The 3,132-nt window shown below is 67.8% G+C and carries 2 protein-coding genes; both read right to left on the bottom strand.

Features of this window, described 5'->3' with window-relative positions:
- Window positions 1-12: 12 nt before the first annotated feature.
- Window positions 13-723, bottom strand: coding sequence for a PEP-CTERM sorting domain-containing protein (locus C666_RS18815; RefSeq protein ID WP_004349014.1), 711 nt, complete (start codon window positions 721-723; stop codon window positions 13-15).
- Window positions 724-1,019: 296 nt separating this feature from the next.
- Complete coding sequence (locus C666_RS18810) at window positions 1,020-3,092, bottom strand: cache domain-containing protein (RefSeq protein WP_028791915.1); 2,073 nt, start codon at window positions 3,090-3,092, stop codon at window positions 1,020-1,022.
- Window positions 3,093-3,132: the final 40 nt, after the last annotated feature.

The following is a 3,132-nucleotide window of genomic DNA, read 5'->3' as shown; positions in this document are numbered from 1 at the left end:
CCTTGCCGGGGGTCAGCGGGCGCCGAGGCGCGGCTTGCGGCGGGTGGCGACGACGCCGGCCAGTGCCATGCCGAGCAGCGCCAGGCTGCCGGGTTCGGGCACGTTCTGGGTGACGGCCTCGACGGTGACATCTTCGAGGTTCCAGAAGTTGAAGTTGAAGCTCACGATCTCGCCGGGCACGGCGGGCGAGCGCTGCAGGAACAGGCTGATGTTGCGCTGGCCGTTGAAGATGGTCGGGTCGAAGACGCCCGGTAGGTCGGAATTGTCGATCGCCTTGGCGTCCTTGGCCGCGATACGGAACGTGAATCCGGCGCGCACGAGCGAATCGGGTCCGCCGACGACTTCGTCCGGGGTCAGGTCGATGTCCGCCAGGCCGAAGGAGTCGATGCCGGGCAGGTTGCGGATCTGGACGTAGCCGAAGCCGCGGGCGCCGTCGGCCACGGTCTTTTCGCCCGAGAACACCGTTCCCGCGTCGCCGTAGATCTCGAAGCCGAAGCCGCGCAGCGCGCCTCGGTAGTTCTTGGTGTCGGTGACCCCGAACACGGTTCCCGGCGTGTCGGATTCGTAGATCGCGTAGCCCTTGATTCCGGAGATCGATTGATGGAACGCGTTCGGGGTGTCGCCGAGCTTGTAGTACTCGCCGTCGAAGTTGATCTTGACCAGTGCGGCGTTCGCGCTCAGCGAGAAGAAAGTGGCGGCCATCAGGCCGATAAGGCGTTTCATGACGTATTCCGTTTTGAAATTGGGGAAAAATGCAGGCGATGCGGATCATCCTTGCAAAACGGTATTAGCAAGTCGCGCGCCAATTGAATTTTTGATTTATTTTCAATTGGTTGTATTTATTAAGGATTGATTACGTAAAAATATCCAACAGCGTTTTTGTAATCAATCTACAATACGAATTTGGTAATGGGCGGGGCCGGATATGGGGCGGTTTGGGAAGGCCCCGCGGGCGGAAGGCATCAACCGGCCGGAAAGGGTGCCGCCGGCACCCGCGCCGTGGTCTCTTGCCCGGCTAATCAGCCGCCCTGGTGCCCGAAGAAGCGGCGTGCGAAGTCGGGCGCGCTCGGTTCCGTGCTGAACACCGGGCGGCAGCGCAGCAGGACCGAGAAGCGCGCGCCCCGCCCCGGCGCGCTATCCACGCCGATGTGGCCGCCGTAGCGGGTGACGATGGCGTAGCTGATCGACAGGCCGAGCCCGGTGCCGTCCTGCTTCTTGGTGGTGAAGAAGGGGTCGAAGATGCGGTCGAGCAGCGCCGACGCGATGCCATGGCCGTTGTCCTCGATCTGGATGCGCACGCCTTCCGCGCCGTCCTCGAGCGTGGTGTCGCCGGTGCGCAGGCGCAGCGTGCCGCCTTCGGGCATGGCCTGCATGGCGTTGACGATCAGGTTGATCAGCACCTGCTGCAGTTCGCCGCGGTTGATCTCCACGCTGCGGCTGGCGAGCAGTTCCTGATGCACCTCGATGTGCGCGCGGCTCAGGTTGTGGCGGGTCAGCACCAGGCAGTCCCGGATCAGCGCATTGACGTCCTCGTCGTCGGTGTAGCCGGCGAAATCGCCCGGGCGCGCGAACTGCAGCAGCTTGGCGACGATGCCCTGGATGCGCCGGATCTGCTCGTCGATGGCGCGGATCTCGTCGCGCACCGGCTCGGCGCCGTGGCCGAGGATTTCGCGCAGCAGTTCGAGGTTGCCCTGGATCACCGCCACCGGGTTGTTGATCTCGTGGGCGACGCCGGCGGTGAGTTCGCCGATGGCGGTGAGCTTCTCGTTCATCACCAGCTGCTGGCGTGCGCGGCGCAGCGTGGCGTTGGCATCTTCCAGCTCGGCGGTGCGCGCGGCGACCATCGAGTCCAGTTCGTCGGCCCAGCGCTGAGTTTCGCTGCGGCGGGCGTCGAGCTTGTCGAGCAGCGCGTCGAAGGCGCGGGCGAGCTGGCCGAGTTCGTCGTCGCGCCCGGCTGCCGGCCCGACCCGCGCCGAGTCCTCGCCCTGTTCGATGCGCCGCATGACGCCGGCCATGTGCTTGATCGGGCGGAAGATCGAGCGCGCCCACTGGATCGCGCCCACGGCGCCGAGCGCCGACACCAGCAGGAAAGCCAGGAACAGGCCGCCGAGGGCACGGTGCAGCGCCGTCTCGAGAGAGGCCTGCAGGAAGCCGACGTAGAGCATGCCGATGCGCTCGCCCCGGCCGTCGACCAGCGGCGCGTAGCCGGAGACGTAGGGCGTGTCGATGACGAGGGCCGAGCCCAGCCAGTTCTCGCCGTGTATCAGCACCTTGTCGCGCACCGCCGCCGATACGCGGGTGCCGAGCGCGCGTACGTCATCCGGTTGCAGCCGCACGTTGGTGGCCACCCGCGTGTCGCCGAGGAACAGCGTCGCCGTGCCCTGGCTGTCGTGCGGCAGCGAGGTGTCGTGGTAGACCACGGCGTTGAGGCGGTCGACGATGGCCAGGTTGCGGTTGAGCATCGCGCCGCCTTCCAGCACGCCGAGCAGGGTGCCGTTGGCGCTGGTTACGGGCACGGCGACCTGGACCATCAGCCCGCGCTCTTCGTGGCTGCGGGCGTCGGGGGCGGCGTTCGGTGTGTCGATCAGCGCCAGCAGGGCACGCTCGCGCAGGGCGGGGGACAGCGCTTCGAGATGCGCGGCGGAGAACACCGCGAGTGCCTTGCGGCCGTGCCCGGACAAGGCTTCGCGCACGGCCGGCCAGTCCGAGCGGTCGGCGAAGGACGGCGGCAGCGCAGCGGTGCCGCTCGCAAAGCGGCCGCGGCGGTCGAGTAGGATCAGGTAGTCCAGGCCGTGCCTGGCCGCGGTCGTTTCCAGCAGCGCGGCCATGGTGCGGGCGTCGTCCCGGCGTTCGAGCGCCAGCGCCAGCTGGTGCGAGGCGGCGAAGCCTTCCAGGCTGGCCGAGAAGCCGTCCTGCACGCGGTCGAAATACTGGCGCGCGGTGAGCAGGTCGGCGCTGACCTTGTTGACCAGCAACTGGTTGTAGCCCTGGGTGCCCCACAGCCAGACGATGCCCAGCAGCACGGGCACGCCGAGCAGCAGCGGCGCCAGCACCAGCGCCAGCAGGCGTGCCCGCACCGAACGCGGACGCAGCGGATGGCGCCAGCGCCGCGGGCGGGGCGCGCCGGCGCCG

Origin of the sequence: Thauera linaloolentis 47Lol = DSM 12138, from assembly GCF_000310205.1 — a bacterium.
GTDB lineage: Bacteria > Pseudomonadota > Gammaproteobacteria > Burkholderiales > Rhodocyclaceae > Thauera > Thauera linaloolentis.
Note: the sequence above shows the minus strand (reverse complement) of the source record. Positions and strands in the feature narration are given on the sequence as shown.